The organism is Pseudohalioglobus lutimaris, from assembly GCF_002866825.1.
Classification (GTDB): domain Bacteria; phylum Pseudomonadota; class Gammaproteobacteria; order Pseudomonadales; family Halieaceae; genus Halioglobus; species Halioglobus lutimaris.
This window is the reverse complement of sequence record NZ_PKUS01000011.1, coordinates 74,441-88,382: the sequence shown is the minus strand read 5'-3', so window position 1 is coordinate 88,382 and position 13,942 is coordinate 74,441. Positions and strand designations below refer to the sequence as shown.

Annotated in this window: 11 protein-coding genes; 7 read left to right on the top strand and 4 right to left on the bottom strand. The window is 56.9% G+C overall.

Annotation, left to right across the window (positions count from 1 at the left end; translation table 11 throughout):
* Positions 1 to 2 precede the first annotated feature (2 nt).
* Positions 3 to 1,130 carry a DNA polymerase IV gene (dinB, locus tag C0039_RS10860; protein WP_101518089.1) on the top strand — a complete coding sequence of 376 codons (1,128 nt, stop codon included), beginning with the start codon at positions 3 to 5 and terminating at the stop codon, positions 1,128 to 1,130.
* Positions 1,131 to 1,148: 18 nt separating this feature from the next.
* Here dinB and C0039_RS10855 read toward each other — a convergent pair whose 3' ends face one another.
* On the bottom strand, positions 1,149 to 1,583 hold the full coding sequence (locus tag C0039_RS10855; protein ID WP_076001490.1) for an Lrp/AsnC family transcriptional regulator: 435 nt from the start codon (positions 1,581 to 1,583) through the stop codon (positions 1,149 to 1,151).
* Between the two features lie 120 nt (positions 1,584 to 1,703).
* Here C0039_RS10855 and C0039_RS10850 point away from each other — a divergent pair, with 120 nt between their 5' ends.
* Complete coding sequence (locus C0039_RS10850; RefSeq protein WP_101518062.1) at positions 1,704 to 2,885, top strand: type III PLP-dependent enzyme domain-containing protein; 1,182 nt, start codon at positions 1,704 to 1,706, stop codon at positions 2,883 to 2,885.
* On the opposite strand, the gene C0039_RS10845 is transcribed toward C0039_RS10850, so the two are convergent.
* Positions 2,852 to 4,795 carry a DUF3604 domain-containing protein gene (locus C0039_RS10845; protein WP_243391597.1) on the bottom strand — a complete coding sequence of 648 codons (1,944 nt, stop codon included), beginning with the start codon at positions 4,793 to 4,795 and terminating at the stop codon, positions 2,852 to 2,854. The genes C0039_RS10850 and C0039_RS10845 overlap by 34 nt on opposite strands.
* A 36-nt stretch (positions 4,796 to 4,831) precedes the next feature.
* Positions 4,832 to 5,857, bottom strand: coding sequence for an AraC family transcriptional regulator (locus C0039_RS10840; protein ID WP_165787099.1), 1,026 nt, complete (start codon positions 5,855 to 5,857; stop codon positions 4,832 to 4,834).
* A 241-nt stretch (positions 5,858 to 6,098) separates the two neighbouring features.
* Here C0039_RS10840 and C0039_RS10835 point away from each other — a divergent pair, with 241 nt between their 5' ends.
* The 3 genes from C0039_RS10835 to C0039_RS10825 all read left to right on the top strand — a co-directional run bounded on the left by C0039_RS10835 (position 6,099) and on the right by C0039_RS10825 (position 8,480).
* Entirely contained in the window at positions 6,099 to 6,860 is a 762-nt protein-coding gene (locus C0039_RS10835) for an SDR family NAD(P)-dependent oxidoreductase (protein WP_076002425.1), read from the top strand.
* Positions 6,861 to 6,918: 58 nt separating this feature from the next.
* Positions 6,919 to 7,695, top strand: coding sequence for an SDR family oxidoreductase (locus tag C0039_RS10830; RefSeq protein ID WP_076001494.1), 777 nt, complete (start codon positions 6,919 to 6,921; stop codon positions 7,693 to 7,695).
* An 86-nt stretch (positions 7,696 to 7,781) separates the two neighbouring features.
* A complete protein-coding gene (locus C0039_RS10825) occupies positions 7,782 to 8,480 on the top strand; it encodes a type II secretion system protein GspG (protein WP_084179882.1) in 699 nt (232 codons plus the stop codon).
* 15 nt (positions 8,481 to 8,495) lie between these two features.
* Here C0039_RS10825 and C0039_RS10820 read toward each other — a convergent pair whose 3' ends face one another.
* Positions 8,496 to 12,044: a hybrid sensor histidine kinase/response regulator gene (locus C0039_RS10820; RefSeq protein WP_101518060.1), complete on the bottom strand. Its 3,549-nt coding sequence runs from the start codon at positions 12,042 to 12,044 to the stop codon at positions 8,496 to 8,498.
* 151 nt (positions 12,045 to 12,195) lie between these two features.
* Between C0039_RS10820 and C0039_RS10815 the strand changes: the two genes are divergently transcribed.
* Positions 12,196 to 13,221, top strand: coding sequence for a DUF481 domain-containing protein (locus tag C0039_RS10815; protein WP_165787098.1), 1,026 nt, complete (start codon positions 12,196 to 12,198; stop codon positions 13,219 to 13,221).
* A gap of 48 nt (positions 13,222 to 13,269) precedes the next feature.
* Positions 13,270 to 13,926, top strand: a complete 657-nt coding sequence (locus C0039_RS10810; RefSeq protein ID WP_101518059.1) for a potassium channel family protein — start codon at positions 13,270 to 13,272, stop codon at positions 13,924 to 13,926.
* Positions 13,927 to 13,942: the final 16 nt, after the last annotated feature.

Sequence of the window (13,942 nt, the reverse complement as noted above, 5' to 3'; positions counted from 1 at the left end):
GCATGACATCGCCCCACCCGCCCAGACCACCCCGCGAACCGGAAACCGGGCGCAAGATCATTCACCTCGACGCTGACTCGTTCTATGCCTCGGTCGAGGCGCGAGAGGATCCCTCGCTTGCCGGACAGCCACTTGCCGTAGGCGGTGCCGCAGAGGGCCGGGGCGTTATCGCCACCTGCAACTACGCTGCGCGCAGCTTTGGTGTACATTCCGCAATGCCCAGTAGCCGCGCCCGGCAACTGTGCCCCCACCTGGTGATACTCAGGCCTCGGTTTGAACTCTACCGTGAGGTTTCACGCCAGTTCCATGCCATTTTTCGCCGCTACACGGAACGCATTGAGCCACTGAGCCTGGACGAAGCCTATCTGGACGTCAGTGACTGCTCTGACTGCCAGGGCAGTGCCACGCTTATTGCCCAGCAGATACGCCAATGTATCAAGCAGGAATTACAGCTTACCGTCTCTGCCGGTATTGCACCCAACAAGTTTCTCGCCAAAGTCGGTAGTGACTGGAACAAGCCAGACGGCTGCTTTACCATTGCGCCCGACGCGGTTGCCGATTTCGTGCGCGATTTACCGGTATCACGCATCAATGGAGTGGGTTCCGTTACCGCCGCGAAGTTGGCCGCTCTTGGCGCGAAGACCTGTGGCGAGTTGCAACAGGTACCACTGGAAACGCTGGTCAGGAAGTTCGGCAAATACGGCTCCAGGCTCTCGCAACTGGCGCATGGTATCGATCATCGCGAGGTCCGCACCAGTCGCATACGCAAATCCATTTCGGTAGAGAATACCTTCAGCGAGGACATTTCCGAGGCGGACGCTATGACCGCGGCACTGGACGAATTACTCAATGACCTGGAAACACGCTTCCATGCGATAGAAGAACAATACCGACCCCACAAACGTGTGGTGAAGGTAAAGTTCAGCGACTTTACCCAGACCACAATGGAAGAGATTATCCCGGACAACGGCGAACACTGGCTGAATGTGGCGGCCTACCATGGCCTCCTGCAAACGGCCTGGCAGCGAGGGCGCCGCCCGGTGCGCCTGCTGGGAGCTGGTTTGCGCCTGGAACCGCGCAACCGGAGCAATCAAGAACAGCTGTTACTGTTCTCCACAGACTCGCCCTGAACGGACCAGCGGAAACATCTATCGCCGGTCAAACCGTGTAGACAGTACAATCGCAGACTCTGTATCCCTCACCCCGTCCAGTTCGCCAATACGATCAAGCGTGATATCCAGCTCCGATGGCGAGTTAACCCGTATGATCGCGACCAGATCGATCTTCCCACTGACCGTATACAAGGCCTCTACTGCCGGCATACGCTCCAGAGCCAACACGATTTGACTACCCAGGTGTGGGTCCACGACCAGGTTCACGTACGCCTGAAAGGTACTGGATTCATAGACGTCGCCCAACTTGAGCTGGTAGCCAGCGATGATGCCGCTGGACTCCAGCAGTGCCAGGCGCTTCTGCACGGTCGTCCTTGACAGGTCCAGTTGCCTCGCCAACTCGCTGATAGTCTGGCGAGCGTTGCGTTGTAGTACACCGATCAGCCTACGGTCGTTGCGCGTTAATTCCATCACTTTGCCTATAGGGGTTATCAAAGTGACTCTAATTTGAGCATATTAGCCAGTTTTTGCAACTGTCGACTGAACAGCCCTGTCCTTCACAATCAAGGCATAATAATCAGGGAGCGCGCCATGACAGGCAGTAACGCGAGTGTGTTTAACCGACCACCAACAAAGGGTGGTTATGCGGATTGCGCAGAAATCACCGGCAGGGTACAACCGCTGGACCCTCTTTACCTGTTCTGTGCAGACACACTACGCCGTCGCGCCAGGTGCTTCACACACGGTTTCCCCGGTCAGGTCAGCTATGCCGTGAAAGCCAACCCCGAGGCAAGAGTGCTGGAAACGCTTTCCTCTTTCGGCATGCAGAGCTTCGATGTCGCCTCTCTGGACGAGGTACGTCGCGTTGTGGAGCACTGCCCTGGATCTACCCTGCATTTTAACAATCCGATCAAGGCACAGGAATCGATCACAGAAGCCTACCTGCGCTACGGGGTGCGCTCCTTCGCGATAGATGAAGTCGCTGAACTGGAGAAGGTCCATCGCTGTACCGGCGGCGATACACAAATTACCTACACGGTGCGTTTCAAGCTGGATCACGCCGGGGCTGCCTACGACTTCGGCAGCAAGTTCGGCGCGAACGAGGACGCTGCCGTGGCGTTATTGAAAAACATCAGGGCCAGAGGTGCCAGGGCGGCGCTGACCTTTCATCCAGGATCCCAGTGCACTGACCCGCAAATGTACGTGCGTTACATTAAGGCGGCAGCGGGAATAATTCGGCGCGCTGCAGTGCCGTTGCAATTTCTCAACGTGGGCGGCGGCTTTCCAGAACATTATCCGGGAACCGCACTACCCTCGCTGGAGGAGTACTTTGACGCCATCAAAGCCGCCGCCAGGCAACATCTTGACCGGCATATTCCACTAATCTGTGAGCCGGGACGCGCCATGGTGGCGCCCGCGGTTTCTCTGCTCACGCGCATTATTCACGTTCGCGATTGTGGTAACAGCCTGTTCCTCAATGATGGCGTATACGGCGGCATGCAGGAGCAGTCACTGATCGATCTGTCCCTGCCCGTGCGCGCCTGGCAGGAAGGTCGTTTGCTGCAGGCACCTCTAGCCGGGTATCACATTTTCGGACCTACCTGTGACCCGGTAGACAGGCTTTCGCGCGAAACACGTCTACCAGCGGGCTTGCGGCCGGGGGACTACTTGGAATTTGGGCTGCTTGGCGCCTACGGCTCGGTAACGGCTACACGGTTCAACGGTTTTCACTCCGGTACTTACGTCAACGTATCCCGCAGTACGGAGTTCTGAACCTGGGCCTCCGGCGGGTGATACCAGATAGGCGAAGACCAGGCCCGCTCCTGAATGACAGGGCGGTGCTCGACAGCGCAGCAACCTGCAAAACCTTCTCCAATTGTGGAGGGATCGCGACAGTCCACACCCGCCGCAACACACTGCCGTTGGCTCCAGCGACAGCTGGGATTCTCAACGGTACGGGTATAGTAAAATGCGCTTAGCCCGGGATCGAAATCCTCGTCGCGCCAGACTGTACACAACTGCGCAAAACCCTCTCCTCGCCGTTCGCAGGTGGCCAGGTCAACGTCTGCGCCATTGTCGCCATCACCAGCCACATCGATAACCCGATGGTGGGTTTCACCCTGATCATCAACCCAGCCCTTGACCAGTTGGATGCGTTGTAAAGGCGTGCCCGGCACACTGGCTGTCCCGGGATCCTTGCTTGCCACCACCATAAACATGGGGGCATCACCCTGCCCTGCCCCGCTCAGTTCCCCACCCATGGGAACGCCTCCGGCGTAGGCAAGACTGATGCGTTCCCGGTTATCGCAGAGATCATCTGGATAGTCCCAGCCGCCAAAAAAGCGTGCGCTGATCCGGGGTCCACTGGTCGCGTAGGCCTCACGACGACGCATGGCGGCGAATAGCGAGTCGCGAGAATTCTCCTCCGCCCATAACACAGCCAACCCTCCCGGATTGTATTCGAGTTTGTCGGGTAGGCCAGGAGGCACTCTCTTGAGAGCTGGGACACCTGCACCACCATGCCCGGGGAATCTGTCCTCCGCTGTGGCACCGGGCGCGCCCAGATGAGTATCTGTACTGCCGACCAGACCGAACTGGAACGGGTTCACGCCAAGGGTTTGCTCGATTGCCAGCCCGTCCGCGAGCACCTGGCGCACAAACCCGGTATCTTCCCTGGGGGGGGCATCGTAGACTGCAATATTGTCAGTGGGCTGCTGCTCGAAAGCACACAGCTCATCGCCACCGCCGGCAGCGGCGTAAAAGCATTCCGACGCCCCCTTGTGCTGCATAACCTCCACCAGCGGTTCAAAGCGGGCGCGAGTCCTGGCGTAGTCAAGGGTCATCGCTGCGCCATCGTCCTGTTTTCCTGAAAACATATAGCCCGCGCTGAGGTTGGCGTTGTGAGGAATAACCAGCGCATCACAGGCCCCTTCCGGCGTCAGGCACTCTCTATCAAGTGCGTCCCATAACAGGTTAGCCGCCGGATTCTCAATAAAATCAGGTGGCAGGCGCGGCACCTCGGCGTTGCGAAATACAACGTTACGATGCAGGTTTCCTCCACTCTCGCTTTGCATTGCCGTCCACTCATAGCCGACGAAAGTGGTAAACGTACAAGCCTCGCTACGGTCATAAGCCTGCTCAGCGGCTGTCTGCATTTCTTCCCATGGCATCAGTGCGGCCTCCCTGCACTTCTTGCCTTCCTCTCCACACATTCCGAGATGCGTCTGCTTCATAGTCGCCATAAAGTTAAACAGGTAGTAGGCGCCTCGCGGCACATGCCGGTAAAGCAAGCACTGCCAACTACTGTAACCGTCGACCTCTGGCGTATTACACATCCGCACCTCGCCGATCAGTTCGGCGTGATCAGACACCATGGTGAAATCCAGAGGCCTTTGCAGTTGCAGAGTGCGCCCGGGCTCGCCCTGGTCACCCCATGGCTGAATGCCCAGTGGTGCGCCACGGGCAAAGTCATAGGCCTGGGCCGGCGTGGTGCGCGTTCCCTGGGTGCTGGCATCCAGTGAATAACGGGTATGCACGTGTAGATCGCCAAAGAAAGCGCTGCGGTTTTCCTCATAGCGAGCACAGGGAACGCGCTCTTCCGTATATTGCCTTGCTGCTTGCGCCGATGATGCAGCGCCCGCAAGCAACACTGAGCTTACAATAGCGATTAATTTTGTATCCACCTGGTTTCCCCTGATGTGGTCATTAGTACCTGAGAATCAAACTGATCTGGGTCGCGTAAGGGGCACATTCTGGCGCCAGGCCGTCGGCGAAATGCCAGACCAGCGACGAAATGCGTGGCTGAAATTGCCTGCCTCGCTATAACCCAACAGCGAAGAAATTTCTTCCATTGGCAATTGTGTATCAGCGAGGTATTCCCTGGCCAGTCCGTAGCGTATCTCTTCCAGCAGGTCACGAAAATTGCTGCCCTCATTTTTCAACTTCCGCCTGAGGGTACGCGTAGACATTTCCATCCTTTGTGCGATGTAGTCTATATCGGGAAAATAGCCGGGGCGCGCGAGTATCATCATGCGCACCTCGTCGATGAAGCTTCCCTGCGCTGTGAGCTTGGCAATCAGCATCTGGCATTGCTGCTGCAAATGGCGCGACGAGTCAGGATCACTCTGCGGAAGTCTCTTTTCGAGAACCCCCGAGTCAAAACAGAAGCGGGCATCGGGCGCACCGAACTCAACCTCACAGCCAAAGTACTGACGGTAAGCCTGGGCATTTCCCCTCCCTTGGTGTGGCAGTTGCAGAGACTCGACCCTGAACGGCTCACCAAGGATAGCGGAAAAGTCGACGCGGGCAGCAGCGAGATCCCGGTCCATGTACACCGCTATCAGGTCTTCTTCCAATAGGGGCGGATCGCACAGGGCAAACCAGGCTGACTGCCCTTCAATACCAAACTTGAAACTGAATAAACTGAAGGTCAGGCGGCCGAAGTTTTCGGCAATAACCAGTGCATGACGAAAGGTCTCCGCGCTGAGTAGCGCATAGCCAAACAGCCCGTAGCGCTGCGGCACAAACGGCTCTCCAAGTCGCAAACCTATCAGCGGGTCGTCGGTGAGATCCAGGGCGTTGCGGTAAAAGCGCTGCTCCTGCTGCAGGGTAATTCGCGACCCAAGATCGTCAAGCTGCTGCAGCGTGACACCCGTTCCCTGCAGGCAGCGGCACCTGTCATAGCCCAGTTTTTCCATTACCTCCAGCGGCGGAAGCAACGCGCGAAGCGGATGCTGGGGCGGCATCTGCGTGGTTCTTTTCATTATATTATTGGGCCCGATGGCCTGAACGAATAGCGGGAATGTAGCACAATGGCCGAAAATCACAAACATGTGTCCCGCTGTCACATTCGCTTGATGCTAACCGCGGCCTACACTTGATAACCGTGGCGAGCCTGCAGGGCCCTGCGATAAACGCAGGCCATCAAACCGGGCCTCGGAAACTAGAAATTTTGCAACCGGATGCGCAACCGCAGGAGGAATGAGGTTGAAAACAGTTTTAATAACAGGTGCTGCACAGGGAATCGGGCTGGCAACCGCGCGACACTATGCAGCACTTGGCTGGTTTGTGGGAATCTATGACGTCAACCGCAGCGGCATTGAAGAACTGCTCGCCTCCGGCGACTTTGCACACGCCTGCGGAGACTATTGCGACGTCACAGATTACGCCTCCGTACAGTCCATGATCACTCACTTTGCCGAGCACGCCGGCGGCAAGCTGGACCTGCTGGTGAATAACGCCGGGGTATTGAGCATTGGTCATTTTGTAGACATAGATAACCAGAGTCATGACCAGATCATCGACGTTAACGTACGCGGCGCCACCAACACGCTGCAGGCTGCATTTACGCTGCTGCGGGCAACGCCGGGAGCAGCGGCAGTCAACTTGTGCTCTGCCTCCAGCATTCACGGCGTACCGGAGCTCGCCGTGTACAGCGCCAGCAAATTCTATATCGACGGCCTCACCGAAGCCCTGCATCTCGAGTGGCGAGATCACGATATCCATGTAACTTGCGTAAAGCCGCCGGTTATCAACACCGCCATGGGTAAAGCGGTCTCCGCCCACATGCCACAGAAATTGGCCAAAGAACTGGACGCTGCTGATGTTGCCGCATTGATTCAGCGCGCAGCCGAGGGTCACGGTACTTCTTTCCCCATGGGCGCGGGCGTCATGCTGTGGTACCTGCTGGATAAGTTTCTTCCAAATGGACTGCGTCACAGGCTTGCGCGTTACCTTACCGCTCAATAGGTGTTACGCAGACTTTTAGCCAAAGGCAACACACCTAACAACTCAAGAGGAAATAGCCATGTCACCACGACTGGACGGAAAAATTGCACTCATCACCGGCGGTGGCGGCGGTCTGGGAGCGGCAACGGCTCACCGCTTTGCGGAAGAAGGTGCCACCGTATTTGTAAGCGATGTTGATGGCGACGCCGCACGCGGTGTAGCGGCAAGTATCGTGGGTCTGGGCGGCTCGGCGCATGCTCGCACCCAGGATGTCACTGACGAGAAGCTGTGGGACAGCGTGGTAGACGGCATCGTGGCCGAGTGCGGTGGCTTGCATGTCCTGGTGAACAATGCCGGCGTCGCGATCACCGGGAATGTCGAAGAGGCTTCGCTGGCAGACTGGCGCACAACACAGGCAATCAATGGCGAAGGCGTGTTCATGGGCACCCGGGCCGCCATCAGGGTGATGAAAAACTGCGGCGGATCGATCATTAACATTTCATCTATAGAAGGCATCATCGGTGAAGCGAACGTACCCGCGTACAACTATAGCAAGGGCGGTGTACGTATTTTCACTAAATCAGCCGCCTTGCATTGTGCAGCGGAGGGTTACCCGATTCGCGTCAACTCTATACACCCCGGGTATATTTCAACCGCTATGGTGAAAGACGGTATCGCCGCGATGGCTGCTGATGTCCAGGCCGAAATAGCCGAGCGCCTGCAACGCGAAATACCCCTGGGTTCGATGGGTGAGCCTTTGGATATCGCCAACGGATGTCTATTCCTTGCCAGTGATGAGTCGCGTTACATGACTGGGGCTGAACTGGTCATAGATGGCGGCTACACGTGTCACTGATCATGCGTCGAGCTGCGCAAGATTAATTGTGTCCGGGTGGCAATCTGTTCATACTTGCGCATTTACTAAACGAGAGGAAATTCGCCTTGACGCGCGCAGTCTCTATCGCCCTGATCGGGCTCATGCTGGCAGCTTGCTCCTCCGACATCAGTCTCGCCAAACAGGCCGTCGAAGACAGCCTGACGATTACCACCGACCTGGAGTTCCAGGAGTTGGATGCATATCCGGGGAACGTTGTATGCGGTAGCTTCAGCGCCTATGTATCCTACAGCGAACCACGGCAGCTCAACCAGCCGTTCATCGTGGCCAATGGCGCTCTGAATAAGCGGCCAAGTGAAGATGATTGGCAGTTTTATTGCAATGACGACCAGGCTTCAGCTTTATATGCAGTGACCGGTATTGGCCCGTTTACGGCCGACAGCACCGAACTCATTAAAATCACTGCGGACTTTGCGCTGATCGCTGACGCGTTGGAGGCGTACTACCGCGACAATTACTACTATCCGAGTGCAGAACAAGGACTACAGGCGTTGGTCGAAAAACCCACAAGCGGACGCCAGTTGGGTAGTTATCGCGACGGGGGCTACCTTGATGCCGTCCCTACTGATCCCTGGGGTCATGCTTACCGCTATGAAGAAGAACAGTGGGGGCGCACCAAGGGAAGTTTCGTCCTGAAAACCCTGGGGCTGTCTGCACAGCCTGGGGGCGACGGGGCTAACGCTGATATCAGCTCCAGGGTCCTGCCTTACCTGCAGCACCTCGCCCGCATGCAGGGTGTTGACTAGACGCTCGGCAGTGGCTCAGCTGCGAGTCAGCGCGAGTATCAGTGCACGCAGTCGCGCCGCGTTAACCGGCTTGGCTAGAAATCGAAAGCCGACTGCCTTGGCTCTGGCCCTGATAACGTCGCTGTCATCGGCACTGATAATAATACAGGGCACATCACCTCCGCTGAGCTGAGACGCCTCCAAAACCGCATTAAGCCCCGTATCACCCTCATCCAGGTGATAGTCCGCCAGCACAATATCCGGACGACCCCGCTCACTTAACAGCTTTAACAACTGCCCGCGATTTCGTGCGCCACATACCTGTGCACCCATAGTTTCCAGAAGCTGCTGCATCCCCTCGAGGATCAACGGGTCATTATCGACACAGATAACCTTCAGCCCCTCCAGGTCCCTGCCCGTGCCAATACCCCCGTCTCCTTCATCTTTGCCCTGTGCACGTTGCTGACCATAGGTCACCGTGATGGAAAACATGGTGCCACGGCCCTGTTTAGAGTGCAGCCTGATCGGGTGACCAAGCAACTCCGCATAACGGGATACAATCGCCAAACCAAGTCCCAGGCCCTCCTCTCCCTGCTGGATTTGACTCTGCAAGCGCTCGAATTCCTGGAACACCCTTACCCGGTCCGCCTCGGCAATTCCAGGGCCCGAATCCCATACCTGGAGCTCTGCGCCGTCGGCTCGGCGCCGGACACCGACCAACACCCGACCGCGGGGCGTATACTTGATGGCGTTAGAGAGGAAGTTCTGCAGAATTCGCGTGATCAGTGACTCATCTGAGTACAGGCTTACTGACGTTGGCTGGAATTTGAGCGACAGCCCACGAATACCGGCCATGGAGCCAAACTCACGTTGCAGCGCCTCAAACACATCGGCAGCGGGAAAATGACTGCGGCGCGGCATCTGTCGTCCGGAGTCCAGCCTGGAAATTTCACGCAGTTCGGCAATCAACTGTTCCGCACGATGTAGAGAGCTGTCAATCTGGTCGACGATTCGGCGCGTTTCGGGAGCGATGTCATTTCCAAGCCTGGGCTTGAGTGCGGCAGTAAACAAACGCGCGGCATTGATCGGTTGCAACAGGTCATGGCTGGTCGCAGACATAAACCGCGTCTTGCTCTGGTGCGCATCGCGCAGACTCGACTCAACCTGGGCTCGCAGGCGATTCTCCTGACGCAGTCGTGCGTTGGTCTCGCTAAGGGTTTGCGTACCGGTGGCGACCTTTTGTTCCAGTTCAAGCTTGGCCTCCTCTAACTGTGCGAGCACGTCGCGGAAATCTGTGATGTCGATGTAGGTCGTCACAAACCCGCCATGCGGCAGCGGATTGCCTCGAATATCCACCACAGTACCGTCAGGCATCAGCCGTTCCAGGCGATGAGGATTGCCCTCACGTAGCCAGTTCAAGCGGCGTTCAACCTCCTCTTCCACCGGGCGACCACCACTGCCAAGGATTCCCCGCTCAGCATTGAAGCGATAAACCCGTTCGATGGGGCAGCCCACGTAAAGGAAGCGTTCAGGGTAGTTGAACATCGCTTCATACTGCTTGTTCCATGCCACCAGGCGAAGTTCCTTGTCCACTACCGAAACACCCTGCAACAGGCTCTCTACGGTGGTCTGCAACAACTCCCGGTTGAAAGTATGCAAGCGACTGGCGTCCGTAACCATACTGGCGAGATCACTGTATTGAAGCTGCTGACTACGCTCCAGTTGTTCCATGGCATGGTGCGCAGAAGTAGCACCGATGATGCGCGCGAGCACCGACTCCAGCTGATTGACAACGAACACCGGTGCCCTGTCCCCGGGTAACAGCCGCTGCTGATAGGCATCTTCAAACTGATGCCACATTGAAGTAAACTCCTCGGCTTCCACAAAAGGCAGTAGCAGTGCCTGTAGCTGACTGACCCGAATAAGACTGAGGTCAAAGTCGCGGTCTTCTTCACGCAACACTTCTGATCCGTCCTCAATGAATAATCGAGCCTGCCGCTCATCCGCAAGCGACGGTCGCAGTAGCAGGGACAAGGTTACCAGGGCGCCGGTGTTACCCAGCAGACTCCAGGCGGTGGCATAGCTAAGCCGTGATTCGCCATGAATCCCGAACAGATTCATCGGGCGCAGCCAGTCCAGATCAAAAAGCCCGTGAACCAGAAGACTTGCCTCCGCAGGCAGCACGGCAGGCAGCACGCCACAGTAGAACCACAGCGCTATTCCTACCAGCAATCCCGCAATCACACCCACCCCGTGTGCGCGACGCCAGTAAAGGCCGGCCAGCAGGGCCGGCGCCAGCTGTGCCGCGGCCAGAAAGGAAATAAACCCAATCTGCGCCAGCCACGGTATAGACATGATCAACTGGGTGACCAGCCAGGCACAGAGCAGAATCAGTGCAATTGTGATCTGGCGGATACGGCGAAGACTGTCTCCCAGTTTAAGCACCGCCGTCGGAGACCTCGCGCTGGCGCGCATGACAATAGGTGCCACCACCTCATTGGTAATCATGATCGCCAGACTGACGGTTGCCACAATCACCATGCCGGTGGCTGCAGAAATACCGCCGATAAATGCAGCTACGGCTATCCAGGGTGCATCCAGCGAAAGCGGCAACATCTGGACGTAGACATCGGGACTGATGTTATCTGCCACCGAGAAGACGCTGGCCCCCGCCAGACTGATCGGCACAATCATAAACATGAAAAGCGCCAGGTAGACAGGAAACATCCAGCGAGCAATGCGCGTATCGGTACTTTCCTGCGCCTCTACGACCATCACATGGAACTGCCGTGGCAGGCAAAGTATCGCCAGGGCACTGATCAGCGTTCGCGCGAGAAAATCGGCAGAAAGGGCCACTTCACCCAGCGCCTCGGAACGGTGTTCCATACGCGCGCCTTCCGGCAGCGTCAGCAGATAACCCAGGGCAAGCAGCGCAACAGCGAGGAAAGCCAGCAGTTTGACCACTGACTCAACGGCGATAGCAGCCATCATGCCCTCATGGCGTTCTCGACCATCAAGGCGCCGGGCACCGAACAGTATCGTGAAAACCGCCAGGATGATTGCCACCAGCAGCCCGGTATCGCCGCCTATCGCCTCGACCTCACGCATATCGATGGTGCCGCCAACGATCGCCCAGGCCTGGGCCAGGGCCTTGAACTGTAAAGCGATATAAGGCAACACGGCAGCCGTAGCGACCAGCGTCACCAGCACAGCAAGTAGCTGGCGTTTACCATAGCGGGCGCCTATGTAGTCAGCGATAGAAGTTACCCGGTGCCGGGCACCCACCAGCAGCATGCGTTTGATAACTGGCCAGCCAAAGACGAACATCAATATCGGCCCGAGATAGATCGGGGCATGGCTCCAGGCAGACTCGGTGGCGCTACCGACAGCGCCATAGAACGTCCACGAGCTACAATAGACAGCCAGTGAGAGTGCGTACAGCACACCTCGCGGGCCCGGTCGACCGACATAGCGGCGCAGACTGCCGGGCTCGTGGGCGGTCTTGCGATCGGCGTACCAGGCCACGGCGAACAGAATGCAGATGTACAGCAGCGCCAGGCTGAGCAGGTTGGAAGGCGTGAGCATGAAAGACAGCGTTGTTATCCCTTATCACTGCAGCATAGCACGGCGGCTTTGCCTGAAAAAATCCCGTCTGGCAGAGCTATTGGCACACCTCCGCAAGATTCACTACTATGGCGCCTTAAGCTGCACGCTCGTACCTGGTGAGGCACCCGTTTTGAAGATAAAATTTTCGCTCGTCCTGACCCTGCTCGTGTTGCTGGCCTGCCCCGGCGCCTTGGCCAATAGCAAGACCGATATCATCAGGCTATACAACGGCGATACAGTCACCGGTGAAATCAAGTCGCTTTTCGGTGGCATTCTCGAGGTCAGTACCGACGCGATGGGAACTATCAATATCGAGTGGCCGGAGGTTGCCTCAATCCAGAGCAAGTACCATTTCGAGTTGCGCCTGAGCAACGGAGATCGACTCTACGGAACCTTTGAAGACAGCATCAGGTCGGGACAAATCGCTCTGGTCGCCAATGATGGCGAACAAGGCATTGAGACACTCGAGGTCGTGGAACTAAGACCCATCGAAGACAGCTTTCTGGAGCGGCTGGATGTCTACCTGTCCACTACCGTTTCCTACACCCGGGCGAGCGCTGTTGGCCAGATCGCATTTAACACCAATGTCAGTTACGAAAACGAGACGTCTCGTAATACGCTCACTGGCCGTACTGACATTGTTGACTCCGACAGCGAGCGCAGCCAGAGCAGCCGCTTTGACATCAACCGCTCCACCTGGGGCACGAACCGCGGTAATTCGTTTCGCGCGCTGTTCGCCAACTATGAGGACAACGACGAACTGGGGCTCAACCGACGGATAGGCGCCGGTGCAGGACTGGGGCGCTATTTTATCGACACCCACAGGAGCCGCTTTACCGGGACCACCGGGCTGCAGGTGATATCAGAGCGATTCTCCGGAGAGGACACTAACGAGGATGTGGAATTATTTCTGTCCACGCAGTACTCTCTTTGGCAGTTCAGTTCCCCTGAGGTCAAAATTGACCTGGCTTTCAACCTGTATCCCAGCCTCACCGACACCGGCCGTGTCCGCTCCGACGGCAACTTGCGCATTCGCTGGGAGATAGTCAACGACCTATACTGGGACATCACGTCCTGGGTCACATCGGACAATCAGGCTGAGAACGACAACACCGTAGACTACGCGATCACCACAGGGATTGGCTGGACCTACTGACTCTACTCACTATAGACGTGCACACCCCGCTGCAGAAAGGGAAAGTTAATGAAAGGCGTTAGCGAGCAAAATAACTTTATCTATTTCACCCTGGCGCTACTCTTCTTGCTGTTTTCCACTGCTCTGGTGGACTCCATCGCAGCCAGCAAGCAACTCATTGTAGTGGAACTGGTTATATTCATTACCCAACTCGTCGCCTATACAAGCCTTCGCTTTGGCCCTCGATGGCGTTACTTTGTCGTTGTCACGCTGTTGTTGGTCGCCGGCTCGAATGCGCTGCATCGCTTTGCAGACTGGTCGCCAGCGCCGCTGGTGGCGCTGTCTTTCACCCTCGTTTTTTACCTTGGTGTGACCTGGATGATCGCCAAGCGAATACTTTTCAGCGACCAGGTCAATCTCAATATCGTGGTTGGCGCCCTGGCCATATACATGTTGCTGGGCCTGATCTGGACAGCGATTTACCTCATGGTACTGGAAATATTCCCCCACTCTTTCTCCGGGATAGAACATATCTACTGGACTGACAATTTCACCAACGTCATCTATTTCAGCTATATCACCATGACCTCGGTGGGCTATGGTGACATCACGCCAACGTTGGCCATCAGCAGGACCCTGGCCTATATGCAGGCCATGTTCAGCACGTTCTACATGGCGGTCGTGGTCGCCAGTCTGGTGGGGGCCCGCCGCAACCCTCGTGGTTAACATGCACACCCGGAAT

Excerpts from the sequence above, each read along its gene's own strand:
- dinB (WP_101518089.1), top strand. The coding sequence starts at position 3 with ATGACATCGCCCCACCCGCCCAGACCACCCCGCGAACCGGAAACCGGG.
- C0039_RS10855 (WP_076001490.1), bottom strand. The coding sequence starts at position 1,583 with ATGGAATTAACGCGCAACGACCGTAGGCTGATCGGTGTACTACAACGC.
- C0039_RS10850 (WP_101518062.1), top strand. The coding sequence starts at position 1,704 with ATGACAGGCAGTAACGCGAGTGTGTTTAACCGACCACCAACAAAGGGT.
- C0039_RS10840 (WP_165787099.1), bottom strand. The coding sequence starts at position 5,857 with ATGCCGCCCCAGCATCCGCTTCGCGCGTTGCTTCCGCCGCTGGAGGTA.
- C0039_RS10830 (WP_076001494.1), top strand. The coding sequence starts at position 6,919 with ATGTCACCACGACTGGACGGAAAAATTGCACTCATCACCGGCGGTGGC.
- C0039_RS10820 (WP_101518060.1), bottom strand. The coding sequence starts at position 12,044 with ATGCTCACGCCTTCCAACCTGCTCAGCCTGGCGCTGCTGTACATCTGC.
- C0039_RS10810 (WP_101518059.1), top strand. The coding sequence starts at position 13,270 with ATGAAAGGCGTTAGCGAGCAAAATAACTTTATCTATTTCACCCTGGCG.